Source organism: Rhodovulum euryhalinum (assembly GCF_004342445.1).
Classification (GTDB): domain Bacteria; phylum Pseudomonadota; class Alphaproteobacteria; order Rhodobacterales; family Rhodobacteraceae; genus Rhodovulum; species Rhodovulum euryhalinum.
The window spans coordinates 1-23,657 of record NZ_SLWW01000018.1 but is presented as its reverse complement, the minus strand read 5'-3'; the positions used below and the strand labels follow the sequence as shown (position 1 = coordinate 23,657).

The 23,657-nt window shown below is 66.7% G+C and carries 28 protein-coding genes and 2 pseudogenes; 17 read left to right on the top strand and 13 right to left on the bottom strand.

Annotated features, from left to right (window positions below):
* Positions 1-8 precede the first annotated feature (8 nt).
* The 8 genes from EV655_RS16875 to EV655_RS16840 all read right to left on the bottom strand — a co-directional run bounded on the left by EV655_RS16875 (position 9) and on the right by EV655_RS16840 (position 4,626).
* A complete protein-coding gene (locus tag EV655_RS16875) occupies positions 9-803 on the bottom strand; it encodes a F0F1 ATP synthase subunit delta (RefSeq protein ID WP_132546530.1) in 795 nt (264 codons plus the stop codon).
* Positions 804-807: 4 nt separating this feature from the next.
* Positions 808-1,098: a F0F1 ATP synthase subunit C gene (locus EV655_RS16870; RefSeq protein ID WP_132546529.1), complete on the bottom strand. Its 291-nt coding sequence runs from the start codon at positions 1,096-1,098 to the stop codon at positions 808-810.
* Between the two features lie 2 nt (positions 1,099-1,100).
* A complete protein-coding gene (locus EV655_RS16865; protein WP_132546528.1) occupies positions 1,101-1,805 on the bottom strand; it encodes a F0F1 ATP synthase subunit A in 705 nt (234 codons plus the stop codon).
* Positions 1,796-2,098 (bottom strand): ATP synthase subunit I, encoded by a 303-nt coding sequence (locus tag EV655_RS16860; RefSeq protein WP_132546527.1) that lies wholly within the window; start codon positions 2,096-2,098, stop codon positions 1,796-1,798. The genes EV655_RS16865 and EV655_RS16860 overlap by 10 nt, the downstream gene beginning before the upstream one ends.
* Positions 2,099-2,128: 30 nt before the next feature.
* Positions 2,129-2,416: an AtpZ/AtpI family protein gene (locus tag EV655_RS16855; protein ID WP_132546526.1), complete on the bottom strand. Its 288-nt coding sequence runs from the start codon at positions 2,414-2,416 to the stop codon at positions 2,129-2,131.
* Entirely contained in the window at positions 2,413-2,805 is a 393-nt protein-coding gene (locus EV655_RS16850; RefSeq protein ID WP_132546525.1) for a F0F1 ATP synthase subunit epsilon, read from the bottom strand. The genes EV655_RS16855 and EV655_RS16850 overlap by 4 nt, the downstream gene beginning before the upstream one ends.
* Positions 2,795-4,198: a F0F1 ATP synthase subunit beta gene (atpD, locus tag EV655_RS16845; RefSeq protein WP_132546524.1), complete on the bottom strand. Its 1,404-nt coding sequence runs from the start codon at positions 4,196-4,198 to the stop codon at positions 2,795-2,797. Before atpD ends, EV655_RS16850 begins: the two co-directional genes overlap by 11 nt.
* Before the next feature lie 140 nt (positions 4,199-4,338).
* The gene (locus EV655_RS16840; protein WP_132546523.1) at positions 4,339-4,626 is read right to left on the bottom strand and encodes a sll1863 family stress response protein; all 288 of its coding nucleotides are present in this window, start codon (positions 4,624-4,626) and stop codon (positions 4,339-4,341) included.
* Positions 4,627-4,739: 113 nt separating this feature from the next.
* Here EV655_RS16840 and EV655_RS16835 point away from each other — a divergent pair, with 113 nt between their 5' ends.
* The 4 genes from EV655_RS16835 (at position 4,740) to EV655_RS16820 (ending at position 8,512) form a co-directional block, all read left to right on the top strand.
* Positions 4,740-5,147 carry a cupin domain-containing protein gene (locus EV655_RS16835; RefSeq protein ID WP_207902011.1) on the top strand — a complete coding sequence of 136 codons (408 nt, stop codon included), beginning with the start codon at positions 4,740-4,742 and terminating at the stop codon, positions 5,145-5,147.
* A 271-nt stretch (positions 5,148-5,418) separates the two neighbouring features.
* Positions 5,419-6,639: an HlyD family efflux transporter periplasmic adaptor subunit gene (locus EV655_RS16830; protein ID WP_132546521.1), complete on the top strand. Its 1,221-nt coding sequence runs from the start codon at positions 5,419-5,421 to the stop codon at positions 6,637-6,639.
* Positions 6,636-7,808 carry an FtsX-like permease family protein gene (locus tag EV655_RS16825; RefSeq protein ID WP_132546520.1) on the top strand — a complete coding sequence of 391 codons (1,173 nt, stop codon included), beginning with the start codon at positions 6,636-6,638 and terminating at the stop codon, positions 7,806-7,808. The genes EV655_RS16830 and EV655_RS16825 overlap by 4 nt, the downstream gene beginning before the upstream one ends.
* A 2-nt stretch (positions 7,809-7,810) precedes the next feature.
* The gene (locus EV655_RS16820) at positions 7,811-8,512 is read left to right on the top strand and encodes an ATP-binding cassette domain-containing protein (RefSeq protein WP_132546519.1); all 702 of its coding nucleotides are present in this window, start codon (positions 7,811-7,813) and stop codon (positions 8,510-8,512) included.
* A gap of 63 nt (positions 8,513-8,575) precedes the next feature.
* Here EV655_RS16820 and EV655_RS16815 read toward each other — a convergent pair whose 3' ends face one another.
* Positions 8,576-8,806, bottom strand: a complete 231-nt coding sequence (locus tag EV655_RS16815) for a hypothetical protein (RefSeq protein ID WP_132546518.1) — start codon at positions 8,804-8,806, stop codon at positions 8,576-8,578.
* Positions 8,807-8,970: 164 nt separating this feature from the next.
* Here EV655_RS16815 and EV655_RS16810 point away from each other — a divergent pair, with 164 nt between their 5' ends.
* Entirely contained in the window at positions 8,971-9,705 is a 735-nt protein-coding gene (locus tag EV655_RS16810) for a Crp/Fnr family transcriptional regulator (RefSeq protein WP_132546517.1), read from the top strand.
* A gap of 58 nt (positions 9,706-9,763) precedes the next feature.
* Here EV655_RS16810 and EV655_RS16805 read toward each other — a convergent pair whose 3' ends face one another.
* From EV655_RS16805 to EV655_RS16795, 3 genes are all read right to left on the bottom strand, one after another.
* Positions 9,764-9,952, bottom strand: a complete 189-nt coding sequence (locus EV655_RS16805) for a hypothetical protein (protein WP_132546516.1) — start codon at positions 9,950-9,952, stop codon at positions 9,764-9,766.
* Between the two features lie 297 nt (positions 9,953-10,249).
* On the bottom strand, positions 10,250-10,663 hold the full coding sequence (locus EV655_RS16800) for a hypothetical protein (RefSeq protein WP_243645122.1): 414 nt from the start codon (positions 10,661-10,663) through the stop codon (positions 10,250-10,252).
* Positions 10,660-11,085 (bottom strand): hypothetical protein, encoded by a 426-nt coding sequence (locus tag EV655_RS16795; RefSeq protein WP_132546515.1) that lies wholly within the window; start codon positions 11,083-11,085, stop codon positions 10,660-10,662. The genes EV655_RS16800 and EV655_RS16795 overlap by 4 nt, the downstream gene beginning before the upstream one ends.
* A 378-nt stretch (positions 11,086-11,463) precedes the next feature.
* On the opposite strand from EV655_RS16795, the gene EV655_RS16790 reads away from it, so the two are divergent.
* The 8 genes and pseudogenes from EV655_RS16790 to EV655_RS16760 all read left to right on the top strand — a co-directional run bounded on the left by EV655_RS16790 (position 11,464) and on the right by EV655_RS16760 (position 20,061).
* Complete coding sequence (locus tag EV655_RS16790; RefSeq protein WP_132546514.1) at positions 11,464-12,267, top strand: hypothetical protein; 804 nt, start codon at positions 11,464-11,466, stop codon at positions 12,265-12,267.
* A 34-nt stretch (positions 12,268-12,301) separates the two neighbouring features.
* Complete coding sequence (locus EV655_RS16785) at positions 12,302-13,108, top strand: transglutaminase-like domain-containing protein (RefSeq protein ID WP_132546554.1); 807 nt, start codon at positions 12,302-12,304, stop codon at positions 13,106-13,108.
* Between the two features lie 129 nt (positions 13,109-13,237).
* Positions 13,238-13,375, top strand: a complete 138-nt coding sequence (locus tag EV655_RS18755) for a hypothetical protein (RefSeq protein WP_165905384.1) — start codon at positions 13,238-13,240, stop codon at positions 13,373-13,375.
* A gap of 76 nt (positions 13,376-13,451) precedes the next feature.
* A complete protein-coding gene (locus tag EV655_RS16780; RefSeq protein ID WP_132546513.1) occupies positions 13,452-13,985 on the top strand; it encodes a hypothetical protein in 534 nt (177 codons plus the stop codon).
* 272 nt (positions 13,986-14,257) lie between these two features.
* Positions 14,258-14,452: pseudogene (locus EV655_RS16775) on the top strand (ATP-binding protein); the annotation flags it as partial.
* Between the two features lie 374 nt (positions 14,453-14,826).
* Complete coding sequence (locus EV655_RS18925) at positions 14,827-15,426, top strand: ImuA family protein (RefSeq protein ID WP_243645121.1); 600 nt, start codon at positions 14,827-14,829, stop codon at positions 15,424-15,426.
* Positions 15,311-16,762 carry a Y-family DNA polymerase gene (locus tag EV655_RS16765; protein WP_481404363.1) on the top strand — a complete coding sequence of 484 codons (1,452 nt, stop codon included), beginning with the start codon at positions 15,311-15,313 and terminating at the stop codon, positions 16,760-16,762. The genes EV655_RS18925 and EV655_RS16765 overlap by 116 nt, the downstream gene beginning before the upstream one ends.
* Positions 16,759-20,061 carry an error-prone DNA polymerase gene (locus EV655_RS16760; RefSeq protein WP_132546511.1) on the top strand — a complete coding sequence of 1,101 codons (3,303 nt, stop codon included), beginning with the start codon at positions 16,759-16,761 and terminating at the stop codon, positions 20,059-20,061. Before EV655_RS16765 ends, EV655_RS16760 begins: the two co-directional genes overlap by 4 nt.
* Before the next feature lie 335 nt (positions 20,062-20,396).
* Here the strand turns inward: EV655_RS16760 and EV655_RS16755 are convergent, their stop codons facing one another.
* Positions 20,397-20,657 carry a trypsin-like peptidase domain-containing protein gene (locus EV655_RS16755; protein ID WP_132546510.1) on the bottom strand — a complete coding sequence of 87 codons (261 nt, stop codon included), beginning with the start codon at positions 20,655-20,657 and terminating at the stop codon, positions 20,397-20,399.
* 285 nt (positions 20,658-20,942) lie between these two features.
* Between EV655_RS16755 and EV655_RS16750 the strand changes: the two genes are divergently transcribed.
* From EV655_RS16750 to EV655_RS16735, 4 genes and pseudogenes are all read left to right on the top strand, one after another.
* Complete coding sequence (locus EV655_RS16750) at positions 20,943-21,305, top strand: helix-turn-helix domain-containing protein (RefSeq protein WP_132546509.1); 363 nt, start codon at positions 20,943-20,945, stop codon at positions 21,303-21,305.
* On the top strand, positions 21,305-22,573 hold the full coding sequence (locus EV655_RS16745; RefSeq protein WP_132546508.1) for a type II toxin-antitoxin system HipA family toxin: 1,269 nt from the start codon (positions 21,305-21,307) through the stop codon (positions 22,571-22,573). The genes EV655_RS16750 and EV655_RS16745 overlap by 1 nt, the downstream gene beginning before the upstream one ends.
* Before the next feature lie 167 nt (positions 22,574-22,740).
* A pseudogene (locus EV655_RS16740) lies at positions 22,741-22,860 on the top strand (tyrosine-type recombinase/integrase); the annotation flags it as partial.
* Positions 22,861-22,923: 63 nt separating this feature from the next.
* A partial coding sequence (locus EV655_RS16735) for an IS91 family transposase (RefSeq protein ID WP_243645120.1) occupies positions 22,924-23,657 on the top strand: 734 nt, incomplete at its 3' end.

Below are 23,657 nucleotides of genomic sequence, written 5' to 3'. Positions count from 1 at the left end.
CGCGTTCCTCACGCTTTGGCGGGTGCACGATCGGACCGGCGTCTGCTGCTGCCCTCGATCACCTCGTCCAGCGTCGTTTCCAGTCGGCCGAGAAACCGGGTGGCGGACCACTCCACCGTCTGTTCGCCGATGGTCAGCCGCACGCCCAGCAGCAAGGCGTCATCTTCGCGATAGTCGACCTCGATGTCGGGGGCGATGTGCTCGTGGACGGCGCGCGTGATCCGGCTGCGCGCGGACGGCTCGAGAGGCACGCCGCTTTCCACCCTTGCAGGACCGTCCGCGCGCCGGGCTGCGTCCGACAGTTTCTCCCGTGCCTCTGCGTCAAGATCCGCCAGACGCTGCAGGAAGGTGGCCGCCACCTGCCCTGCGAGGTCGCTGCCCGCGTAATCCCGCAGCACACGGCCGACGATGTCGATCACCTGGTGACCGGCCCGCTGGCGCAGGCGGGCGGCGAAGGCATCGCGTTCCTCCTCCAGATGAGTTTCCCACGTCTTGCGCCGGGCCTCCATCTCCTTGCGAAGATCGTCTTCCAGCGCGGTTCGCAGGTCCGAGGCCTCCTGCCGGGCCGCGCGCAGCACCTCCTCGCGGCTGGCCTCCAGCTCCTGCTGTTTCTCGCGCAGGCGCGTCGCCTCGGCCTCGACCTCGGCGCGCGCGGCCTTGGCCTCGGACAGTCGGGTCTCGATCCGCTCTTCGCGGCGCGCCATCGCGTCGGTGATCGGACGGTAGAGGAACCGCTGCAACAGCCAGACCAGAACCAGGAAATTGACGATCTGGGCCGCAACGGTCAGCCAGTCGATCTGCATGGCATCAGCCTCCGGCGGCCTGACGGGCGGCCTCGATCGCGAGATCGGCGAAGGGGTTGGCAAAGATCAGGATCATCGACACCACGAAGCAGTAGATCGCCGTCGACTCGATCATCGCGAGGCTCACGAACAGCGTGCGCGTGATCGTGTTGGCGGCGTCAGGCTGCTGCGCGATGGCCTGCAGCGCCTGGCTGGCGGCCCTGCCCTCGGCCAGCGCCGGGCCGATCGAGCCGATGGCGATGGTCAGACCGGCGGTGAAGATCGAGACCGCGGCGATCCATGTTGCTGCATCCATGCTCAGTCTCCTGTCTCATTGGGGGGTGGATCGTCGGCCCTGTGGCGGCTGCGGCTGGCCGATCCGATATAGACCATCGCGAGGATGGCGAAGATGTAGGCCTGGATCAGGCCGGTCAGCAGGCCCAGAACCTGCATCACCACCGGGAAGAAGAAGGGCGCGACGGAAATCAGGATGCCCACGATGACCGTGCCGCTCATCACGTTGCCGTAGAGACGCACCGCCAGCGCGATGGTGCGGGAAATCTCGCCGATCAGGTTGAAGGGCAGCATCAGCGGCGTTGGCTGCACATAGCTGCGCAGGTAGCCGGCGATGCCGCGTGCGCCGATGGAAAACAGCGGCACCGCGATCAGCACGCAGATCGCCAGCGCCGCCGTGGTCGACAGCGATCCGGTCGGCGGCCGGTAGCCCGGCACGATACCGAGCAGGTTGGCCGTGGCGATGAACAGGAAGAGCGTGCCGATGAAGGGCAGGTAGCGGCGGGGCCTGTCGGCCCCGACCTCGGCGATCTGGTCGCGGATCGTGGTGACGATCACCTCGAGCGCGACCTGCCAGCGCGAGACGCGTTCGCCCTCGCTCAGCCGCGCGGTGATCGCCCATGAGCCAAGCACCAGCAATGCCATCACCACCCAGGTAAAGGCGATCGTGGCGTTGAGCCGCAGGCCTCGCCATTCGTAGAGAACCCAGGCGTCGGGGCTTATTTCCATGTCGTATCCCCCGGCGTTGCCGCACCCAGCCAGCGCGTGGCGGCGACGCGCAGGGCAATGAACCCGGCCACTGCCGCGGCAATGCCCTGGGCCGGCAGCCCCAGCGCGGCCGCCGCCATCAGGGTGCCGATCAGCAGGGCCACGCGGGCAAGGCCGAGTGCGACGAAGACGCGAACGCCGCTCCTGTCCCGCGGCAGGGACCGCACCGCGACCCAGAGCAGGCCAAGATAGATCGCCCCGAGGGCTGCGCCCACCAGGGCACCCGCGAGAACTGACATGAGGGAAAGGGTCATCCTGCCCCCTCACGCGTCGCTGCATGCCGGTCAGTCATCGCGGCCCTCGCGCTGAACCCAGTACCACGCGTTGATCGCCCCGAGCACCGCGCCGGCCAGCAGCAGCGCCAGCGTCCAGGACAGCTCGCCCGGCCAGCGCCGATCGATCCACAGCCCCAGTGCGGTGCCGGCGACAATGGGCACCGCGACGGACCAGCCCACCAGCCCGAACATGCCCAGCCCGTACCACACGCTTTCACGGCGATGCTTGCGCGCCTTTTCCATCTGCTGCGCCTTGCGCGCGATGGTTTCGGTCTCGCTGTCGCGTCTTTCGGTCATCCCCCTGTCCCCCCCAGATCGCGAAAGCGGCGGATCATGCTGGCTTCGAGACGAGCCAGCGCGGCGCGGCCCTCGCGTTCCTCCTCGTCATGCTGATGGAACTCGGCCACGACGCGCGCGCGCAGCGCGCCCAGATCGTCACCCTCGACCGCACCTCGCACTGCAACGCGCACGTCGTCGCCGCATTTCACCAGGGTGCCGGAATTGATCGCGACGAAACGTTCCGCGCCCTCCTTCGTCTCGTAGAGCAGGATGCCGGGGACCAGTTCGCTGACAAGATCGACATGGCCCGGCCACATCCCGAAATGTCCGCCGGGCGCCTCGGCCACGATGCGCCGGACGGGGAGATCGATACAGACGGCCATGGGGGTGATGACCTCAAGTCGCATCGGGGGCCTCCGCAGCCTCGGTCAGATCGTCGATCGCGCCGATCATGTAGAAATCGCCCTCGCCGCGCTTGGCGAACTCTCCGCCAAGGATACGCTCGCAGCTGTCCAATGTCTCGTCGAGCGGGACGAAGCGCCCCTTGGTGCCGGTCATCGCCTGTGTGGAAAAGAACGGCTGGGTCAGGAACCGTTCCAGTTGTCGGGCCTGGCGGACGGTGGCGCGGTCATGCTCGGACAGTTCCTCCAGACCCAGCATCGCGATGATGTCCTTGAGATCATCGTATTCGGCCAGGGTGTTGCGCACCTCCTGGGCAATCCGGTAATGGCGCGGGCTGACCGTACCGGGCGTGAGCATCCGGGAATAGGATTTCAGGGGGTCGATGGCCGGATAAAGCCCCTCGGACGCCTTCTTGCGCGAGAGCACGATCGAGGCCGAGAGATGGGCAAAGGTATGCGTGGCGGCCGGGTCGGTGAAATCGTCGGCCGGCACATAAACCGCCTGGATCGAGGTCATCGTGCCGCGGTCGGTCGAGCAGATGCGTTCCTCGAGTTCGGCCAGTTCGGTGCCAAGCGTCGGCTGGTAGCCCACCCGGCTCGGGATGCGGCCCAGCAGGCCCGACACTTCCGCTCCTGCCTGCACGAAGCGAAAGATGTTGTCGATCAGCACCAGCACATTGCGGCGCATGTCGTCGCGGAAATACTCGGCCATGGTCAGCGCGGCATGGCCCACGCGAAAGCGCACCCCGGGGCTTTCGTTCATCTGGCCGAACATCATGACGGTGTTGGCAAGAACACCCGCCTCACCCATTTCGCGATAGAGTTCCTCGGCCTCGCGCGAGCGTTCGCCGATCCCGCAGAACAGGCTTACGCCGTCATACTCGGCGACCATGTTGTGGATCATCTCGGTGATCAGCACCGTCTTTCCGACGCCCGCGCCGCCGAAGAGCCCCGCCTTGCCGCCGCGCTCCAGCGGGCTCAGAAGGTCGATCGCCTTGATGCCCGTCTCGAAGATCCGGCCATCGACCCGCCGCTCGGACAGGGGCACTGGCGCGCGCAGGATCGGGCGGCGGGGAAGGTCGGGCAGCGGTGGGCCGTCGTCGAGGGTCTCGCCGAACAGATCGAACATCCGGCCCAGCACCGCCCCGCCCACCGGCACGTCGATGGGGCCGCCTGTGTCGCGCACGGCCAGTCCGATGCGCAACTCTGAGGACGGGTTCATCACCAGCCCGCGCGCCAGACCCTTGCCCGGCAGACCGGCGACCTCGATCACGATCTCCGGGTCGGTCAGGGTCACCAGGCGGTTCGTGATCGCCGGCAACGCGCCGTCGAAGCGGATATCGGCGACACCGCCGCCCAAGCGCACGATATGGCCGATCCGGATGTCACGATCCGTCATTTCGAACGACCCGCTCTCCTCATCCTGACAGACTGGCGCATCCCGCCGCCGAATACATCGGTACAGTGCAGTTCGCGGCGGTCAGGTGCGACGCATCACCGCCGAGTTGCCGACGGCCGAGGGGGTCATCCCCGCGTTCCTCATCCGAAGCGGGACATGGCGCTGTGGAAGGCGGCAGAGATTTTGTCCCATGCCTTGTCGAAACCCGCCTTCACATCGTCCCAAGCGTCGCCGCTGGCTTCGTGCAGGTCCTTCAGCTTCGCTTCGGCCTCGTCACGGTGCTTGCGCGCCGCGTCGAGCTGCTTTTGGTACGCGATCTTGGCGTCGGCCTCGGCCTCGTCCACCTTTGCCTTCATTTTGTCGATCTCGGCGTTCCATTGGTCGATCTTCGCCTTCGCATTTTCGATATATTGATCACGTTCGGTCATGGTGTGTTCCCCTTGGCCTTCGAATCAAGGCACTCTTGCCGACACTTTGTACGGCAAGAAAAACGGCCTCGCACTGATCCACAGCATAGACAGACGGCCCCTTCGGCCCCTTCATGCGGCTTTCAGCAAAAGGGGCGCAGCACATGTCGGAAACGCCAACGCTTTCACTGCCCGTCGTCGACCTCGCCCGCGAGAATGACTCGTTCCGCAAGGTCGTGTGGACGGGTGACAAGACGCAACTCGTCCTCATGGCCATCCCCGCGGGTGGCGAGATCGGCGGCGAGGTGCATGAGGGGCACGACCAGCTGCTCTATTTCGTGGCAGGTTCTGGCGTGGCCAGGATCGGCGAGACCGAGTGCGAGGTCGGTGAGGGTGACGTCAGTATCGTGCCCTCGGGCATATTTCACAACATTCGCAACACCGGATCGGGGATTTTGAAGCTCTTCACCACCTACAGCCCGCCCGAGCACGAACCGGGCACAGAGCACGCCACGAAGTCCGAGGCGGACACGGACGCGTGATCCCGTGAACTTCCGCGATTTGGTCGTCTTGCGGACCGGTACACGCCGGTTGGGCACCGGGTCGTGACCAAGCCCACGGATTGACGTCGCATCGTCGCAGTTCGCGCAGCGATATCGCGACGGGCGGTGCCGATGATGTCGGGGCGGACCTTTCGGATCGCAAGGCAATCGGGCATGATGCGCTGGCTTGAACGCAGGACGGCCATCCGCCCTGGAGCCGCGAAATGATTCATGTTTTCAGGCGCCTTTGTGCCTGACAAAGGCCTTCCGAATGACCCGCCCGTCCGAAACCGAATTGCCCCTGCTTGTCGATGCCCCGCCCGAGGAACCTTCGGGAAAGGCGGGTCGATTTCGCAAGCGATACCTGCTTGTGCTTCTGATCCCGGTCTTCATGTTCGCAGGTGCGGTTATCGGCCTCTACTTCCAACCGCCCGGCCTTCAGAAGTTCTACGCGCTGACGGGCCTGCAACCGGGAGGAGGATCGAACGCGCCGATTGCGCTGCCGCCGAATATCGAGCTGCCGCAGGACATGGTCGAGACGATGCTGCCCACCGATGTCGTGGGGCTTGCGCGGGTGATGCCGCGGGGCGATGTAGCCGTCGTGGCCGCGCCCTTTGGCGCGAGCGATGCGCGGGTCTCGGAAATCCTCGTCGCGGTCGGCGATCGGGTCGAGCGCGGCGTGCCGCTGGCCTATCTCGACAATCGTGCGTCCCTCGAAAGCGCCGTTTTCCTGGCGGAAGCCAATCTTGCGATCCGGCAAGCGGCGCTTGTGCAGACCCGAAGCGCCGTGCAGGCCAGCCGGGACGAGGCGCAGGCCACGCTGGATCAGGCCCAAAGCACATATCTCGAAGCGCAGGCGACGCTGGAGCGGAGCGAAGAACTGGTCGAACGCGGCGTCTCGACCAGCGTTTCGCTGGATGCCGCGCGCACGGCCGCCGAGGCCGCCGCGCTCGCGGTCACCCGTGCCGAGGCGACGCTGGCGCGGTTCTCGTCCGCCGAGATCGACGCGCAGCCCGATGTCGTGGTGGCGGCGCGCAACGTGGAGGCGGCCGAGGCCGAGCTTGCGCGCACAAACCTCGATCTGTCGCGTGCCCTCATCGTCGCGCCGATCACGGGTACGATCCTCGACATCCATGCCACGCCCGGACAGCGCCCCCCCTCTGAGGGTGTCATGGAGATGGGCGACATCAGCCAGATGACGGCCGAGGTGGAAGTCTACCAGGACCGGATCGCGGCGGTTCGGCCAGGCCAGCCCGTGGAGCTTGTGGCAAACGCCATCGGGCGCACCCTGCACGGAACGGTCCAGAGCATCGGTCTGACGGTGGGACGGCAAGGGCTGATCTCGGATGACGTGGCGGCGAACACCGATGCACGGGTGATCCGGGTCGTCGTGGCACTCGACGACCCGTCATCCGAGATCGCCTCACGCTTCACCAACCTTGAAGTCATTGCCCGGATCGACACCGGTGCGGGCGGGCGGGCCACCCGATGAGCCGTCTGCTCGAACGGCTGCTCGGTCGATTGCCCATCGGCTGGCTGCAACTTGTCCACCAGCGCGGGCGGTTCGCCGCCGCGTTGTCCGGCGTTGCCTTCGCGAATGTCCTGGTCTTCGTCCAGCTTGGTCTCATGAGCTCGATGGGCGTCTCGACGCTGCGCCCCTATCAGTTCTTCCAGGGCGATATCCTGATCTCTGCCGCCGACGCCAACACATTGACAGAAGGCGGAAACGTCGCGCGGCAGTGGATGCTTCAGGCCCTTGCCGACCCGGATGTCGTGGCGGGCATGGGATTGTTCGTCGCGCTGGTGCCCTGGGACCGGGGCGAGACCGACATCAGCCTGACAACCTTCGGCATCGACCCCTTCCGCGCCGATTTCCTCGCGCCAGAAATCGCCGCCGACATCGGCGTGCTGCAAGTTCAAGACGCAGCCATCCTCGACCGGCTCGCCCGCGGGCTCACGCAGGAGGAAGCGGCGGCGATCCGGCTGCAGACACCGCTTTCCTTTGAGTCGCAAGGAAGGACCCTGACCGCCTACGACACCTTCGCAGGGGGTGGGGGCTTTGGCGGAGACGGATACCTTCTGGTGTCCGACCAGACCTTTCTGTCGCTGTTTCCCGCGCGCAGTTCCGGCGCCCCGGATCACATCCTGTTGCGCCTGTCGCCCGGGGCACAGCCCGACGCGGTGGCAGATCGGCTGAAGACTCTGATTGCCGACCCGACGCTGCGCATTCGCAGTTATGCCGATGCGATGGACGAAGAGGTGCGGTTTCAGCAGACGCAGCGGCCCACCGGCGTCATCTTCGGCTTCGGCGTGCTGATCGGCGTCCTCGTGGGGATCGTGATCGTCTTCCAGGTCTTGTCCGCCGATGTCGCCGATCACTTGCGGGAATACGCAACCTTCAAGGCCATGGGCTACGGGCAGAGCTTCTTCCTTGGCGTCGTCGTCGAGGAGGCGGTCATCCTCGGCATGCTCGGCTTCATTCCGGGTGTCATCGCCGGTTGGGGCATCCTGACTCTGATGGCCAGGGTGACGACCTTGCCCCTGTTCATATCGTTCGGGATGGCAGTCACCGTTTTCATCGGCACCGTCGTGTTTTCGGCCTTGTCCGGGATGATCGCGACTCGGCGGCTGGCCGCCGCCGACCCGGCGGATCTGTTCTGAAGATGCCAGACGAGGATTTCTCCATTCAGGCCAGCGCCCTGAACCACTGGTTCGGAACGGGCGAGGCGCGCAAGCAGGCGTTGTTCGATATCGATCTGCGGATCAAGCGCGGCAGTTTCGTCGTGATGGTCGGCGCCTCGGGGTCCGGCAAGACCACGCTGCTGACCCTGCTGGGCTGCTTGCGCGAAATACAGGATGGCTCCGTCATCCTGCTGGGCAAGGAACTGCGCCACGCGACGCCCGCGCAGAACGTCCGTCTGCGGCGACGCCTCGGCTTCATCTTCCAGGCACACAACCTTCACGAAAGCCTAACCGCACGCCAGAACGTGCTGATGGGTCTGCAGGTGAAGGGTCATATCGACAAGACCGCGTCGGATCGCGCCGCGGCCCATGTTCTGGGTCTTCTCGGGCTTGCCGACCGGCTCGATTACCTGCCCGCGAACCTCTCGGGCGGGCAGAAGCAGCGGGTTGCGATCGGCCGGGCCATCGTGGGCAACCCGGACGTCGTTCTGGCCGACGAGCCCACGGCCGCCCTCGACTGGGACACGGCCGCCAACGTGGTCGATCTTCTGAAGCGGCTGGGACAGGCGCGGGGCACCAGCACTCTGATGGTCACGCATGACAATCGCATTCTCGATCGTGCGGACCGGGTCCTGACGCTGGAGGATGGCCGTCTTGTCGGGGACGAAGACCGGCGCGCTTAGGGGAATGCCGCGGACGAAGGGGTCGCGGCCATCCCGGCTGCCCGGCGGTTGGGCATGTCGGGATTACGGCCTGCGAACGGAGTTGCCGCCGGCGATGATCCGGTTGATGAGAACTGCCACGGCCCGGTGCGTTTCGACGTCCGGGCCGGTGGCGTTCTCGTGGGTCGCCGCGGCATCACGGAGAACCCCCATGATCTCGTGCTCGGGCAAAAGCTTGTGATCGTTCATCGCAAGCAGAAGCGCTTCGCAGATCGAAAGGGCCGCCATGCCGGCATGATCTGTCTGGTCGGGCATCGTGGGCAATCCTTGCTACGAAGTGGCGTGGTTGACCCTGGCGTGCCAACTGATCCGCCCTTTGTCGCAGGAAATGCGGTATGATGGACTGATCTGAAGCAGTCGCCGGGTCGAAATCTTCCGGTATGGCAAGCATAGGGGATCGTCACCACCGCGAGGGGCCCATGAACATCACGGCGACCAGCCCGCTCACCCGCAAGCTCTCGGCCTTCGTCGTCTTGTCGGAGGCCGAGCTTGTGGTGCTCCGACGCCTGCACCAGCGCCGCCGGACCTTCGTCGCAGGGCGGGACATGGTGCATCAGGGGCAGTCCGGGCAGGCGGCCTACATTCTGTCCGCGGGTTGGGTCTGTTCCTACAAGCTGCAGCCCGACGGGACGCGGCAGATCGTGGATTTCCAGGTGCCCGGGGATTTCCTCGGCTTGCGCAGCGTTCTCTTGCGCACCTCGGACCACAGCTTCGAACCGATCGTGGACATCGAGGCTGCCGAAGTGCTGACGAGCGACCTTCTCGAGGCGTTCGCGCAGACCCCTCGCCTGGCGACCGCGATTCTCTGGGCGGCGTCACGGGACGAGGCGATGGTGGTCGAGCACCTCGTCGGGATCGGCCGGCGCGATGCGGAGGCCCGCATGGCGCATTTCCTGCTGGAGCTGGGGTCGCGGCTGGCGCTGGTGGGCATGGGCGGCAAGGAAGGGTACGACTGCCCGCTGACGCAATACCACCTTGCCGATGCGCTGGGGCTGAGTGCGGTCCATGTGAACCGCGTCCTGCGGCAGCTGCGCGAGGACGGGCTGGTGACCTTTCGGGACGGCCATGTGACGTTTCACGACCATGGGCGGCTGGTGGAACTCGCCGGGTTCGATCCGGGATATCTGGATCAGATCGGGCCGCTCCTGAAATGAGAGGACCGCCCTCCTTTGCTCGGCAGGCGGCCCCGGTGATCACGTCAGACGCCGGAGGTCACGCGAGAGCGTGGGTCGCCGCATCGAGTTCCTTGTTGGTCTCGGCGTCGTTCTTCGCCGTGTGCGCCTTCGCGGCGGCCTGGTAGTGCTTCAGGGCCGCGTCCTTCTTGGGGCCCGAAGGTGCCTTGTCCCACACTGCCTTGACGGATTTCATCTTGTCGGCGGTCCTGGTCTGTTCGGGAGTCATTGGAATTGTCCTTTCATGGACGGTCCGAGAATAAGAAGCGTGCCGGTATGTCGACCCTCTCGGGACCGGCGCGCCCACACGCTTCTCGGGTACTCGGAAATACCGTGCCGCCAAACATTCGGCGGGCACGTCTCACTTAGCCGATGTCCGAGCCCTGCCGCACTGACGCAGGTTAGTCCGGACGCCTGCCGAAGGTCGATCTGGTCGGCGGCCGGGTCGGGAGTGGGTGCCGAAACACACACATCGGCAACCCGTCCACGGACGCGTGACCTGACCGACGCTCCCGAAAGGCCCATCTCAAGTCACGGGCGTTTGCTGGTGGGAGATTCTCAGCCATCTGTCGTCATCGTGAAGGTATGTGGACGCGCAGAGCGCCTTGGTGATCGGCACGTCGGGTTTCTCGGCCGAGACACGGTAGGTGAGGATGGCGATGTCACCACACCGCGTCACGCGCCGCTCGGCCATGGCGATAGACCGCCAGCCGGTCCTCTCCCGAAGATGGGTCCAGATCTGGTCTCCCTGGAGGATGCCGGGCGGATAGGGAAAGATCATGACGGCGTTGGTCGCCGTCGTCGCGCGCGCGCTGTCCACGCCGCTGGTCCAGAAGTGTTCCTCGATATCCCAGAGGACCTCCTGCTCGCCTGGCGACAGGGTGCCGGCCTTGTGGGCGGCATGACCCGGCGTCCTGGCGTTCCGAGTGGAAACGGTCATTCGCCTGACCCCGATCCGCCAGCCAACAGCACTTGAAACAGCACGACCAGAATCGCGAAGATCGCCCAGAGCGTACGGCTTGCGCCCAGGCGGCCATCGGCGACCGTCGAGGCCGCCTGCATCAGGGGGCCTTTGGGCGGGCCTGCCGGAAGCAGCTGGCTCAGGTCCCGTGCAACCCTGCCGTGATCGCCCGCGAGCGCGGGCACGTCCCGAAACCGTGACAGCAATGCCCCCAGCCGCACGCGCGCGGCGTCGCGCCCCAGCGTGACAAGATCGGCGGTTTCGGTCCAGGGGTCGAGACCGAGCCGCGCGAGCGTCGAGAGAACCGTCACGACATATCCGTTCCGATCCTCCCCGACGGGGGCATAGAGAAAGCGCTCGAACTCGGGCGGGTGCGGGTTGAGAGCATTGGGTTCGGGCATGGTGATTCCGTCCCTTGGTTGCAGGGGCGCGGATCGCCCCGGTTCCCCCAAGGCTACGCCCCGGTCCGCCCCGGCGCCCTTACACAGGTCAGTGCTGCGGACTCTCCGAGGGCGGGGCGCAAAAGGTTCGGAGCCTGGGACTAACATGCGTCAGCGCCCGTCGAATGATCCTGACCTACAGGAAGGGAGATCGTTCGGCCGTGCAGGCCCTTGAACCGATGCGAAGGGCGCAGCACGAATACGACCACCGCGAAACCGACGACGACGTCGAAGACTTCACCCGGCGCGCGGCCCGGGCGGCGAACGGGCACGCTCCAGCGGAGTCATTCGACGGAAAGCGCGGTAACAGGACGAACCTGGTCTGGCAGGAGAAAGCCGATGAGACACAACAAGAAACCGACGACACATCCGCTGGCACGACTGATCCCGAGGCGGGCTGTCATGGCCGGCGTGATCGCGTCTCTTGCCTTTCCGGTGGTCGCACAGGATGGAACCGGCCCGGTTCCGCAGAACGCGCAGACGCGGAGCCATGGCGGGGGATGGGACTGTGATCTCGGCTTCCGCGCGAGCGGCGGAGCCTGCGTTGAAGTCCATCTGCCTCAGAACGCCTATGCGACCGGACACTCCTACGGGCCGGGCTGGGCGTGCCGCCGCGGGTACGAAGAGGTTGGCGGGATATCCTGCAATCCGATCCCGGTGCCCGCCAATGCCTTCCTCCGGTCTTCCGGCTACGATTGGCAATGTGACCGCGGGTACCGGCAGGAGCGCGACGCATGTGTGTCCATCGTTCTGCCCAGGCATGCCTATCTGACAGAGGATACCTCCGGGGCGGGTTGGGCATGTGATCGCGGTTACAAAGCGGATGCGGGGACCTGCCTGCCGATTTCCGTGCCGGAGAACGCATATCTGACCAATGCAAGCCATGGCGCCGCCTGGGCGTGCGAAAGAGGATTTGTCGAGACCGAGGGGAGGTGCGGCGCCGTTGTCATCCCGGCAAATGCCTTCCTGGACCCGGACGCCTACGGTCCGGGCTGGCGCTGCGGGCGTGGATACGAGCCGCTGAACGGCGCCTGCGTCGCCATCGATCTGCCGGAGAACGCCTATCTCGATCGATCCGGCAACCGGTGGCGCTGCGACCAGGGCTTCCGGCTTTCGGGTGGAGCCTGCGTCCTTGGCCGATAATGTGCATGCTCCTCCTCGTGCCGGCGGCTCCGGCATTCGCGTCAGCATCGGGTGCCGTCTGCGCTACAGCTTCCCCCAGCCGACGCCGCTGATCGCGCTGCTGAACGTGCACTACTCGCGCTTCGGGGACCTGGAGCGCGCAGATTATCTTGTGACGTCGCCGAGTGTGCCGCTCGAGAGCTACCGGGACGGCTTCGGCAACTGGTGTACGCGCCTCCTGGCTCCGGCGGGCGACTTCTCCCTGTCGACCGATGGCGTCTTCCGCGACACTGGCCGACCCGATCCCGCGTTTCCTGACGCGCAGCAGCACGCGGTTCAGGATCTGCCATCCGAGACGCTCGTATTCCTGCAGGGAAGCCGGTACTGCGATACCGACCTTCTGTCGGAGGAAGCGTGGCGCCTTTTCGAGACCACCGAACCCGGATGGTCACGGGTTCAGGCGATCTGCGATTTCGTGCACGGGCATGTCCGCTTCGACTACATGCAGGCGAAGGCGACACGCACCGCGTCACAGACCCTGGCCGAGCGGCAGGGTGTCTGCCGCGATTTTGCCCATCTCGCCATCGCCTTGTGTCGCTGCATGAACATTCCGGCGCGCTACTGCACCGGATATCTGAGTGACATCGGTGAGCCCCTGCCGCATCCGCCCGGGGACTTCGCCGCGTGGATGGAGGTGTTCCTTTCTGGCGAATGGATGATGTTCGATCCCCGCAACAACAAACCGCGGTTTGCGAGAATTCTGATCGCCCGCGGTCGCGATGCCGCCGACGTGCCCCTGACCCAGACATTCGGCCAGAACACTTTGACGGAATTCAAGGTGTGGACCGACGAACTGGCATGACCTCGGTTTCCTTTGCGGCGCACCATCGTAATTCGGGTCGCCAGCCCCCATGTTGATATCATCGGTGCCAAACATCCCGGTCCGTTGTGGACGAGGAATTCGGCACCGGCCAATCAAAGGATCGATGACATGTCCTTCAAGGACCTGAGCGCCAGGGCTGCGGCCGCAACGACGCCGGAGCCTGCCGAAACAGCAAAGGCCCCTGCCAACGCGAACGATCCCAAGGCCACCGGCAAGGAAGTGCCACCGAAATCCAAGACACCTTGAGACGTGCACAGGCCATGCGCCCCTTTCATAAAGGGGGCGCGGACCGCCCGCGGCACCACGGGAGAGGATCAAGCCGATGGACGATCTGACGAGCAGGACCGTTGCGGTTTTCGCCCGACAGTTCACCGTTCCGGACTTTGCCGAGACGCTCCCGGCGGGCGAGTACGAGATCGAAACCGAACTGGTTTCGCCCTTGGACCATCTGCATCCCGAGGCCTGGAAAGCGTCCGTTCTGGTGAAGCTTCATCCTCGGACTTCGCATCCCGGGCTTGCGAGGACCCTGACCGTTTCCCTTGCCGACCTCGACCATGCACGTGCCAGGGACAAGCTGACGGGCAGGGCGTTGTCCGACGTCTTCCTCGAGGAAATGCTGGCCGATCCGATGGTGCGCCTCGTGATGCAGGCCGATGGCGTCTCCGAGGCGTATCTGAGACATCTCTACTCGGGGCGCGGGACGCCCCGGTTCGACAGGGATCTGCCGGAGTTGACATCGGTCAGCCAACGGGCACGGGACAAATCGTCAATCCAGGCCGCCGAAAACGAAGGCATGCCTTCACGGCCGGAAACGTCGCCACCCTCGCGCACCCGACTCGCAGCAGGGCAGACATGACGGCGAACAAGATGATGGCTCAAGCCGCAACGCTCGACATTGCGCCCGAACGGGCCTTGGGCGACATACCACGCGAGCGTCGGTGCCTTCGCTGCGACGCCGTATTCAGGAGCGAAGGCTTCGGAGAGCGTATCTGCCGGCGCTGCAAGGGGTTGAATGCCTGGCGAAACGCCGCTGCCGTCAGCCCGGGCGCGTCTCGCCGCCGCTGACCGGCATCGGGCGCATGCCGTCCTCATCGAACCGCGCTGGATCTCCGGTTTTCCGGACCGGGCCTGAGCAAGCTCTACGAGCGCACCAGCGTCGTGATCACAACGAACCTCAGCTTCAGCGAATGGGCCACGGTCTTCGGCGACGCCAAGATGACCACCGCCCGGCTCGACCGGCTTACCCACCGCTGCCACATTCTGGAGACCGGAAACGACAGCTTCCGCTTCAAGGCCGGTTCAGCCGCCGCGCGCAAGAAGTAAGGAGACAAGCCATCCCTTGATCCCAGAATAACACGAAATCCATAGTCAGACGTGGCTCACTTCTCGATGGAAAACCCGGCTCAATTCTGGGTGGAAATCAACATGCGGGCGCGCCTGATTTCCCTCTCCGCCGGACAGGCGGCTGAGAGATCTGCCGCCGATATTCGCTTGTTCGCGCGACCATGTTCCCCCATTGTTCCCATGAGCTTCCCGCCTGTCCGCCGTGGTCACGTGAGGGCCAGCCGCTTGTTGGCCATCGGCGTGGACGGATCCGGGCAGCAAAGGGAAACCGCTGCCCGAGGGCGAGCGGTCATCACGGGCCAGGACTGCGAACACCGATGCGACCGGATCCCTTTCACCTTCGCCCCGCCCGCATGCACGAGGCCGAGGGGTCGGGGCGCCGCGCCTTTGCGGTGTTCCAGGCCGCGCGCCATCCCGGCCCGCTGGTCTGGATCCTGCCCGCCCATGCCCCCCAGATGCCGATGCTGCCCGGTCTGCCGCCGGGAATCGCCAGCCGCCTGCACCTGCTGCGGCCGAAGGGCGAGATCGACCTCATGTGGGCGACCGAGGAATCGCTGCGCGCCGCCCCTGTCGGCCTGGTGATCGCCGAGCCGGAAAAGCCCCTGTCGCTGATCGCGGGCCGCCGGTTGCAACTGGCGGCCGAGGCTGGGCAAACCACTGGCCTCATGCTGATCCGCGAGGGCGCGGGCAGCAACGCCGCCGAGACGCGCTGGCGCTGCGAGCCCCTTGCCACCGATGCGGCGGACTCGACTCTGCACCGCTGGTCCCTTATCAAGAACAAAAAGGGAACAATTGGATTGCGGACCTTGCACTGGGATGGCACATCGGCTGCTTTCGATCTGGTTTCCACGGCTGGCGAGCGACACGAGCCTGCGCCGCCGCCCCGTCCCGGGGCCGTTCGCGCTGACCTTGCGTTCGGGCAATGCCGACCACCTGCACTGCCTGACCCCTGAGGCCGAGGCGCGCGGGTTGTCGCGCGGCATGGCGCTTGCCGATGCCCGCGCGATCTGCCCCGATCTGGCCACCCGCCCCGCCGGTCTGGCGCGCGAGGCGGCGGCGCTGGCCGGCCTGCGCCGCTGGGCGGGGCGTTATGCGCCGATGGTGGCGGCCGACGGGCCGGACGGGCTGATCGCGGACATCACCGGCGTGGCGCATCTTTTCGGCAGCGAGGAGGAGTTGCGCGCCGACCTGCATGCCCGGCTGGACCGTGCGGGGCTGACGGCGGCCAGCGCCATCGCCGGCAGCCGTGGGGCGGCCCATGCGCTGGCGCGGCATGGCGGCGGGATCGTGACCGAGGGCGCGCTGGCCGAGGGGGTCGGGCGGCTGCCGGTCTCGGCGCTGCGCATCGACCATGCGACGGCCGAGGCGCTGGCGCGCGTGGGGCTGACCCGCATCGCCGATCTGACCGCGCTGCCGCGGGCGCCGCTCGCCCGGCGCTTCGGGCCGGGGCTGGTGCTGCGGCTGGACCAGGTCCTGGGCCATCAGCCCGAACCAGTGGCCGCGGACCCCGATCCGCCGCATTTCGGGGTGCGGATGACCCTGCCCGAGCCGATCGGGTTGCAGGCCGATGTGATGGCGGGGCTGGCCCGCCTGCTCGACCGGCTTTGCCGGATGCTGTCCCTGCATCACCGCGGTGCGCGGCGGCTGCGGCTGGAGTTGCGCCGGGTGGATCGCGGCACCGCCCATATCGAGATCGGCCTTGCCCGCCCGCTGCGCGACCCCGACCGGATCGCGGCGCTGTTCGTCAAGGGGGTGCAGGAGATCGACGCCGGTTTCGGCATCGACGCGCTGCGGCTGAGCGCGACGGTCACCGAACCGCTGGCGCCCGAACAGATCGGCGGTGGCGTTGCGGTGCGGGGCGAGGATGCGCTGGCCGATCTGGTCTCGCGGCTGGGCAACCGGATCGGCTTTGACCGGGTGCTGCGCCTGCTGCCCGCCGACAGCCGCATCCCCGAGCGCAGTTTCCTGATCGCCCCCGCCGCCTACAGCGCCCCCGCTCCGGAACCGCCGCACCGCGGCCCCGCGCGGCCGATCACGCTCTTTCCGCCCGAGCCGGTCAGTGCCGTTTCCGGCCACCCGCCCGCGCGGTTTCGCTGGCGGCGGATGGACTTCGCCACGCTACGTGCCATCGGCCCGGAACGCATCGCGCCGGAATGGTGGCTGGACGATCCGGCCTGGCGCACGGGGCTGCGCGATTACTGGCGGATCGAGACGAAACAGGGCCCGCGGCTGTGGCTTTTTCACACGCCGCAGGCGCCCGGCTGGCAGGTGCAGGGGGAATTCGCATGACCCGCTATGCCGAGCTGTGCGTGACCACCAATTTCACCTTCCTCACCGGCGCCTCGCATCCCGAGGAACTGGTGGTGCGCGCCGCCGAACTGGGGCTGGACGCCATCGCGATCACCGACCGCAATTCGGTCGCGGGGGTGGTGCGGGCGTTCTCGGCGCTGAAGGAACTGGCGCGGCTGGCGGATGAAGGCCCCGCGATCCGTTCGCAGCGGATGATGGACCATTCCAGCCGGCAGAGCGTCACGGCGGACACCGTACCCCTTGCCCGGCCCGCGATGCTGCCGAAGCTTGTCGTGGGGGCCCGGCTCGTGCTGGCCGACAGCCCGGTCGAGTGGCTGGCGCTGCCCGCCGATGCCGCCGCCTGGTCGCGGCTGACGCGGATGCTGTCACTCGGCAAGCGGCGGGCGGCAAAGGGGCAATGCCACCTTACCCGCGCCGATCTTGAGGCGTGGGGCGAGGGCCTGATCCTGATCGCGCTGCCCCCCGACCCGATGGAACATGACACCCCCCCGGACCTGCGCCGCCTTGCCCGCCGCTTTCCGGGGCGCTGCTTTCTGGGGGCGGCGCCGCAGTATGACGGGCGCGACAAGGTCCGGCTCGACCGGCTGGCCGGGATGGCGCAGGCGACCGGCCTGCCGATGGTCGCGGTGGGCGCGGTGCTGATGCACCGCGCCCACCGCCGCCCGCTGGCCGATGTGCTGACCTGCCTGCGCGAGGGCTGCACCATCGACACGATCGGCACCCGGCGCCTTGCCAATGGCGAACGACGGCTGAAATCGGGGGCCGAGATGGCGCGGCTGTTCCACCGCTACCCCGCCGCGATCCGCCGCACGATCGAGATCGCCGATGCCTGCGCCTTCCGGCTGGATGACCTGCGCTATCAGTACCCGGACGAGGCCCGGGACGGCGAACCCGCGCAGGACCGGCTGGAGCGGCTGACGCGCGAGGGGCTGGCCTGGCGCTATCCCGAAGGTCCGCCGCCCAGGATCGTGGCCCGCGTCGACAAGGAACTGACCCTGATCCGCGAGGTGGGCTACGCGCCCTATTTCCTGACCGTCCACGACATCGTGCAGTTCGCGCGATCCCGCGGCATCCTCTGCCAGGGGCGTGGCTCGGCGGCCAATTCGGTGGTCTGCTACCTGCTGGGCATCACCGAGGTGCCGCCCGAATCCATCACCCTGATCTTCGAGCGGTTCATCTCGAAGGAACGCGGCGAGCCGCCCGATATCGACGTGGATTTCGAACACGAGCGCCGCGAGGAGGTGATCCAGTGGATCTATGACCGCTACGGCCGCCACCGTGCCGGGCTGACCGCCACGGTGATCCATTTCCGAAGCCGCGCCGCGATCCGCGAGGTCGGCAAGGTCATGGGGCTGAGCCAGGACGTGATCGCGCGGCTGTCGGGGCAGATCTGGGGCTGGTCCTCGACCGCGCCGGGCGAGGATCGGCTGCGCGAGGCGGGATTGAACCCCGCCGACCATCGCGTCAGGCTGGCCACCCGCCTGATCGCCGAGATCATCGGCTTTCCCCGCCACCTGTCCCAGCATGTCGGCGGCTTCGTCATCACCCAGGGCCGGCTGGATGAACTCTGCCCGATCGAGAACGCGGCGATGGAGGATCGCACCGTCATCGAATGGGACAAGGACGACATCGACGCGCTGGGGCTGATGAAGGTGGACGTGCTGGCGTTGGGGATGCTGACCGCGATCCGCAAGGCGTTCGGGCTTCTGGAAACCCATCTCGGGCAGCACCTGACCCTGGCCAATGTCCCGCCCGAGGATCCTCGGGTCTATGACATGCTCTGCCGCGCCGATGCCATCGGCGTGTTCCAGGTCGAAAGCCGGGCGCAGCTGAACTTCCTGCCCCGGATGCGGCCGCGCACCTTCTACGATCTGATCTGCGAGGTCGCCATCGTCCGCCCGGGGCCCATCCAGGGCGGCATGGTGCATCCCTTCCTGAACCGACGGATGGGCCGCGAGCCGGTCGAGGATCTGGGCCCGGCAATGATGGAGGTGCTGGGCCGCACCTATGGCGTGCCGCTGTTCCAGGAACAGGCGATGCAGATCGCCGTGGTCGCCGCGGGCTTCACGCCGGCCGAGGCCGACCGGCTGCGCCGCAGCCTTGCCACCTTCAAGCGGATGGGCACCATCGGCGGCTTCCGCGACCGCTTCGTGTCGGGGATGCTGGAACGCGGCCATGATGCCGGTTTTGCCGAACGCTGCTTCGCCCAGATCGAGGGGTTCGGCTCCTACGGGTTCCCCGAAAGCCACGCGGCCAGCTTTGCGCGCCTTGTCTATGTCTCGGCCTGGCTGAAATGCCACCACCCGGCAATCTTCACCTGCGCGCTGCTCAACGCGCAGCCGATGGGTTTCTACGCCCCCGCGCAGCTTGTCCGCGACGCACGCGAGCACGGGGTCGAGGTGCGCCCGGTCTCGGTCAACCATTCCCACTGGGACTGCACGCTGGAGCCGCGCTCGGACGGGGCGCTGGCGCTGCGGCTGGGGTTCCGCCAGATCAAGGGCCTGCGCGCCGAGGATGCCGCCTGGATCGCCGCCGCCCGCGGCAATGGCTATCCGGATGTCGAAAGCCTGTGGCGCCGGGCGGGGGTCGGGCCGGATGCGCTGGAACGGCTGGCCGAGGGCGACACCTTCGCCGCCCTGGGTCTTGCCCGCCGCGATGCGCTCTGGGCCGCGCGCGCGCTGCGGGCGCCGGCCCCCCTGCCGCTGTTCGGCTCGGATGGCGAGGGGGACCGGGAACCGAAGGTCACGCTGCCGCCGATGACGCTGGGGCAGGAGGTGATCGAGGATTACCTGTCGCTGCGGCTCTCGCTGCGTGCCCACCCGCTGGAACTGCTGCGCCCGGCCCTGCCCGAAAGCCTGCCCCACGATCAACTGGCCAGGGCGAAGGGCCGTGTCACCGTCACCGGCCTTGTCATCACCCGCCAGCGGCCCGGCACCGCCTCGGGCGTGATCTTCCTCACGCTCGAGGACGAAACCGGCGTGGCGAATGTCGTGGTCTGGACGCGGGTCTACGAAAGCTTCCGCCAGGCGGTGATCGCCGGGCGGCTCTTGCGCGTCACCGGCCGGATCGAACGCGACGGCCCGGTGGTGCATGTCATCGCCGAGCGGGTCGAGGATCTGTCGCCGCGGCTTGCCACCCTCGGCCGCCCGGTGCTGATCGCACCCAATGACGGCCGCGGCGACGAAACCCGCCGCCCCGCGGGCGGCAGCCTGCGGCCCTCGGCCCGCCACCCGCGCGACCAGGCCAGGCGCCTCTTTCCCAGCCGGGATTTTCATTAGGGTCTGCCGAGCCCCCGGCCTTCAGTCGGCCGATGCGGCGGGCATCAACCGGTGGCTTCACAGTCGATGCCCTCCGACAGAAACCGCGCACCCTCGCGATCGCCCCCAAAGCACCGCACCATACTGTCCATCCTCGCCTGCGCGGTTCTGAGCCACCGACCGAAGCTGCGGGTCGTCGCCTCGGGCGCGGAGTCGCAGGCGGCCCCTCAAGAAAGACCGCCGCACCTGCCCCTGGGACACAGGGCAGGTCCAATGTCCGCAGCGAGCCGCTGGAAGGTCCCCCGGCTGCACGTTGCCTTCGCGATCGCCGCCTTGTCGAGGCGCGCCACGACCACTCAAACGACCTGCCCATATTCGTTCAGGAGGGGTCCACCCGAGTTGCCCGGTTGGACGGGGGCGGAAATCTGCATGGTGAACCCGTCGCCGCCGATACCCTTCAGCGACGAGACAGACCCACGTGTTAAGTTCAGCCCGTCCAGGATTCCGAAGTAGGGATACCCGTCCAGGGCCGGTCGCGAGATGCATGATCGCTGGGAGTGGGATGGGCCCTGGGTGCAGGGATGATCGATGGAGGCTTCCGCTTCAGGCGCCGCCATCAGGCTCGGTGCGCTTCAAGTCCGGCGCACGCATCAGTGGGTACCGGGGTTGGCGCCTGATCTCCTGCGAGAACCGGTTTCGTACAGAACACTCGACCCTGACCGGTCTGATGACTCCCCTCGCCCATCATCGACGCCGGGATCGATGACGCAAGGTCAGCGCGCAGGTGAAAGTGCGGGGTCCATCTGACGTATCCAGAATCCGCGCCGCCGCCCTTGACCATCATCGCTATTGGTCACATATGACCTTCAAGATCGTTCAACAGGCCATATAAGACCAACAGAATGTCAAACCTTCGTGCGAAAAGATCCCTGACCGAACTCGGGCGCAACGTCAAGGTCGCGCGCCTTTCCCGGGGTCTTGCGCGGCTTGATCTCGCACAGCGCGCGGGCGTATCCGAGAAGACGGTCCAGCGCATCGAGCTTGGCGATCCCGGGGTCGGGATCGGAAATCTCGCCCTGGTTCTGGCGGCCTTGGGGGAGCCCGATGCACTCGCCCGGATCGTACGTATCGAGACGGATCCCGTCGGCCTCTCCCGCGCCGTCGAGTCCTTGCCGAAGCGCGGCAAGACGTTCGGCAAGCGCCGGGTCACGCCCGTCGATCGAACGGACGCCCCCACCGACGACGATGAGGGGGTCGGGTTCTGATGGCGAGTCCTTCACACAAGAAGACGGCTAACGTCTGCATCGGTGACACCCTCCTGCCGGTGGGGCAGATGCACTTCACGCATGAGAAGGGGCGGCAGTATTCCGAGTTCCGCTACCTGGAGTCCTGGGTAGAGGACGCGCGCGGCTTCTCACTCTCGCCAACCCTGCGGCTGGGGCTTGCGCCCTTCTACGCATCGATGGGTGCGGGCGGCGATCCGCGCGACAGTCTGCCGGCCGTTTTCCAGGACGCGACGCCTGATGCCTGGGGGCGTCTGCTGATGGAACGTATCCACGGGGCAGGCCTGTCCGAGTTCGACATGCTCACCCTGGCAGACGACGCGACACGCCAGGGCGCCCTGCGCTTCACGGACGGGGCCGGTGCGGTGATCACCGGAAACCATACCCCGGTCCCTCACCTCATTCAGCTCGATGAACTGCGCGCGATGGCCGCGCGCATCGAGCAGCGGCGGGAAATGTCGAACGAGGATCTGCGACGCCTCGCTGGCGCCGGGGGGTCGATCGGCGGGGCCCGGCCCAAAGCCAGCGTCCAGGACGCCGAGGCGCTGTGGATCGCCAAATTTTCCTCCATCGGCGACCAGAGTCCCGTCGAGCGGATCGAGGTCGCAACGCTGCACCTGGCCCGGCAGTGCGGCCTTCGGACACCGGACGCACGCCTGATGCTGGAGGCCACCGACCATCCCGTCGCGCTGATCCGGCGCTTCGATAGGCGGCGCTCTGCACGCATTCCCTATTTCTCCGCACGCACGGCCCTGGGCCGGTCCGGGGCGGAGCAGGGGTCCTACACCGAGATCGCCGAGGTCATCCGGGAGATCAGCAAGACGCCGCGGGAGGACCTGCATGAGCTGTGGGCCCGCATGCTCTTCACCGTGCTTGTCACGAACACCGACGACCATCTGAAGAACCATGGCTTCCTCTATGCCGGTGACAACCTCTGGCGCCTTTCTCCACTTTTTGACGTGAACCCGCAGCCCGAAAGACACCGCTACCTCAAAACGGCGATCATGGAGGGCGAACCGTTCGAAGCGTCCCTCGATCTTGCGCTGGAGGCGGCCGAGTTCTTCGACCTGAGCCGGGAGGACGCGGTCACGCGAGCTAGTGCCATGGCGACGACGATCGCGGCAAACTGGAAGAGCCTGATGCGCCAGTCCGGCCTCTCGGGCGCGGAGATCAAGACGCTCGAGCCTGCGTTCGATCATGAGGATGCAGACAAGGCGCGCGCGGGGCGCGCCGGCCTCCGTAGAGTATGATTACGCCCTTCCGGGATATCCACGCATTCCCGGAAGGAGACCCAGCCCGAACACCAGATCGCCGATCGCAAGATGATGTGCGCACCGGATTCAAAGGGATAAGCCTTCGCGTCATGCTGCACGGCAGCAGCAGGCAGACAGGCAGCTTCAGGCGAAAGCCGCGCCGCCTCGAGGCCAACACTGACGTGCGGGTGATCCAGGTGCTGCTCGGCCACGCCAAGCTGACGACCACCGCGCGTTACACCCATGTGGCCACCAAGACGATCCGCGACACCGTCAGCCCCTAAGAGATGCTGGCCAAGTTGCAGGACCAGACGGTGAAGCGAAGCCTGGAGTGACCGGGCGCCGGGGTGCTCCGGCCGAAGCTGGAGCTGGCTGACATCTTCCGTGCCTATGGACCTGCTTGGCGGCAGGCCAATGCGGGGCATGTCAGCCTGAGCCAGCTGAAGGTGATGTCGGCGATCGAGACCTGCCGGACCGAGGCGCTCGGCGGGCATGTGGCCGCGTGCGGCAAGTGCGGTCATCGCCATGTCGCGTACAATTCCTGCAAGAACCGGCATTGCCCCAAATGCCAGGGACCGGCGGCGCGCGACTGGATGGCCGCGCGCGCCGAAGACCTGCTGCCCGTGGAGTATTTCCACGTCGTCTTCACCCTGCCGGCCGAGATCGCGCAGATCGCGTTCTGGAACAAGAAGGCGGTCTACGATCTGCTGTTTCGTGCCTCGGCCGAAACAGTGATGACCATCGCTGCCGATCCCTGGCGCATGGGCGCGCAGGTCGGCATGACCAGCGTGCTGCATACCTGGGGTTCGGCGCTGACGCACCATCCCCACATCCACATGATCGTTCCGGGCGGCGGCCTGTCGCCCGACGGCACCCGGTGGGTGCCCTGCCGCCCGGACTTCTTCCTGCATGTGAGGGTGCTCTCGCGCCTGTTCCGGCGCCTGTTCATCGAGGGTCTGCTGGCACTCCATCGTGCTGGTGCTCTGTGGCATTGTTGCAGAACTCTCGCCGTGAAGGATTCACATCACGAATCCATGCGGTTAGACGGGTGGCATGAGCAAGCCCAAGCCCGCCCGTTACC

What these genes read in the sequence shown, in the direction of transcription:
- EV655_RS16875 (WP_132546530.1), bottom strand. Translation starts at nt 803, where the DNA reads ATGCAGATCGACTGGCTGACCGTTGCGGCCCAGATCGTCAATTTCCTG.
- EV655_RS16870 (WP_132546529.1), bottom strand. Translation starts at nt 1,098, where the DNA reads ATGGATGCAGCAACATGGATCGCCGCGGTCTCGATCTTCACCGCCGGT.
- EV655_RS16865 (WP_132546528.1), bottom strand. Translation starts at nt 1,805, where the DNA reads ATGGAAATAAGCCCCGACGCCTGGGTTCTCTACGAATGGCGAGGCCTG.
- EV655_RS16860 (WP_132546527.1), bottom strand. Translation starts at nt 2,098, where the DNA reads ATGACCCTTTCCCTCATGTCAGTTCTCGCGGGTGCCCTGGTGGGCGCA.
- EV655_RS16855 (WP_132546526.1), bottom strand. Translation starts at nt 2,416, where the DNA reads ATGACCGAAAGACGCGACAGCGAGACCGAAACCATCGCGCGCAAGGCG.
- EV655_RS16850 (WP_132546525.1), bottom strand. Translation starts at nt 2,805, where the DNA reads ATGCGACTTGAGGTCATCACCCCCATGGCCGTCTGTATCGATCTCCCC.
- atpD (WP_132546524.1), bottom strand. Translation starts at nt 4,198, where the DNA reads ATGACGGATCGTGACATCCGGATCGGCCATATCGTGCGCTTGGGCGGC.
- EV655_RS16840 (WP_132546523.1), bottom strand. Translation starts at nt 4,626, where the DNA reads ATGACCGAACGTGATCAATATATCGAAAATGCGAAGGCGAAGATCGAC.
- EV655_RS16835 (WP_207902011.1), top strand. Translation starts at nt 4,740, where the DNA reads ATGCGGCTTTCAGCAAAAGGGGCGCAGCACATGTCGGAAACGCCAACG.
- EV655_RS16830 (WP_132546521.1), top strand. Translation starts at nt 5,419, where the DNA reads ATGACCCGCCCGTCCGAAACCGAATTGCCCCTGCTTGTCGATGCCCCG.
- EV655_RS16825 (WP_132546520.1), top strand. Translation starts at nt 6,636, where the DNA reads ATGAGCCGTCTGCTCGAACGGCTGCTCGGTCGATTGCCCATCGGCTGG.
- EV655_RS16820 (WP_132546519.1), top strand. Translation starts at nt 7,811, where the DNA reads ATGCCAGACGAGGATTTCTCCATTCAGGCCAGCGCCCTGAACCACTGG.
- EV655_RS16815 (WP_132546518.1), bottom strand. Translation starts at nt 8,806, where the DNA reads ATGCCCGACCAGACAGATCATGCCGGCATGGCGGCCCTTTCGATCTGC.
- EV655_RS16810 (WP_132546517.1), top strand. Translation starts at nt 8,971, where the DNA reads ATGAACATCACGGCGACCAGCCCGCTCACCCGCAAGCTCTCGGCCTTC.
- EV655_RS16805 (WP_132546516.1), bottom strand. Translation starts at nt 9,952, where the DNA reads ATGACTCCCGAACAGACCAGGACCGCCGACAAGATGAAATCCGTCAAG.
- EV655_RS16800 (WP_243645122.1), bottom strand. Translation starts at nt 10,663, where the DNA reads ATGACCGTTTCCACTCGGAACGCCAGGACGCCGGGTCATGCCGCCCAC.
- EV655_RS16795 (WP_132546515.1), bottom strand. Translation starts at nt 11,085, where the DNA reads ATGCCCGAACCCAATGCTCTCAACCCGCACCCGCCCGAGTTCGAGCGC.
- EV655_RS16790 (WP_132546514.1), top strand. Translation starts at nt 11,464, where the DNA reads ATGAGACACAACAAGAAACCGACGACACATCCGCTGGCACGACTGATC.
- EV655_RS18755 (WP_165905384.1), top strand. Translation starts at nt 13,238, where the DNA reads ATGTCCTTCAAGGACCTGAGCGCCAGGGCTGCGGCCGCAACGACGCCG.
- EV655_RS16780 (WP_132546513.1), top strand. Translation starts at nt 13,452, where the DNA reads ATGGACGATCTGACGAGCAGGACCGTTGCGGTTTTCGCCCGACAGTTC.
- EV655_RS18925 (WP_243645121.1), top strand. Translation starts at nt 14,827, where the DNA reads ATGCACGAGGCCGAGGGGTCGGGGCGCCGCGCCTTTGCGGTGTTCCAG.
- EV655_RS16760 (WP_132546511.1), top strand. Translation starts at nt 16,759, where the DNA reads ATGACCCGCTATGCCGAGCTGTGCGTGACCACCAATTTCACCTTCCTC.
- EV655_RS16755 (WP_132546510.1), bottom strand. Translation starts at nt 20,657, where the DNA reads ATGGCGGCGCCTGAAGCGGAAGCCTCCATCGATCATCCCTGCACCCAG.
- EV655_RS16750 (WP_132546509.1), top strand. Translation starts at nt 20,943, where the DNA reads ATGTCAAACCTTCGTGCGAAAAGATCCCTGACCGAACTCGGGCGCAAC.
- EV655_RS16745 (WP_132546508.1), top strand. Translation starts at nt 21,305, where the DNA reads ATGGCGAGTCCTTCACACAAGAAGACGGCTAACGTCTGCATCGGTGAC.